Origin of the sequence: Pseudomonas gessardii, from assembly GCF_001983165.1 — a bacterium.
In the GTDB taxonomy this organism is placed as follows: Bacteria; Pseudomonadota; Gammaproteobacteria; order Pseudomonadales; family Pseudomonadaceae; genus Aquipseudomonas; species Aquipseudomonas gessardii.
Genome location: NZ_MNPU01000146.1, coordinates 1 through 632, shown reverse-complemented (window position 1 = coordinate 632; position 632 = coordinate 1). Strand labels below are relative to the sequence as shown.

The 632-nt window shown below is 47.2% G+C and carries 2 tRNA genes and 1 rRNA gene; all 3 read right to left on the bottom strand.

The window, feature by feature from the left end:
- Positions 1-303 precede the first annotated feature (303 nt).
- Positions 304-379: transfer RNA gene (locus tag BLL38_RS30060), tRNA-Ala, on the bottom strand.
- A gap of 30 nt (positions 380-409) precedes the next feature.
- Positions 410-486 (bottom strand) — tRNA-Ile (locus BLL38_RS30055).
- Between the two features lie 82 nt (positions 487-568).
- Positions 569-632 (bottom strand): 16S ribosomal RNA (locus BLL38_RS30050); the annotation flags it as partial.

The window sequence follows — 632 nt, the reverse complement described above, 5'->3', positions numbered from 1 at the left end:
TTTCATCGCCTCTGACTGCCAAGGCATCCACCGTATGCGCTTCTTCACTTGACCATATAACCCCAAGCAATCTGGTTATACTGTGAAGACAACATTCGCCGAAAATTCGATCATACTCAATTAAGAGCCACTCACAAATTTTACCTTAGCCTGATCCGTTACCAGTGAAAGTAACGTTCAGTCTATCTTTCTATCACATACCCAAATTTTTAAAGAACGAACTAGTCAAAGACTAGAAATCAACATTCACCATCACAATGATGGAATGCTCATTTCTAAGCTTTCTACAAACAGAAGCAGTAGTGGTGGAGCCAAACGGGATCGAACCGTTGACCTCCTGCGTGCAAGGCAGGCGCTCTCCCAGCTGAGCTATGGCCCCGTATTTCTACAGGCGTTTCCCACACAAAATTGGTGGGTCTGGGCAGATTCGAACTGCCGACCTCACCCTTATCAGGGGTGCGCTCTAACCAACTGAGCTACAGACCCAATTTCGGGCTGCTTCTTTTCGTCTTCTTCAATGAATCAAGCAATTCGTGTGGGAACTTATGGAGCAGCTGATGTCGTCGATTAAGGAGGTGATCCAGCCGCAGGTTCCCCTACGGCTACCTTGTTACGACTTCACCCCAGTCATG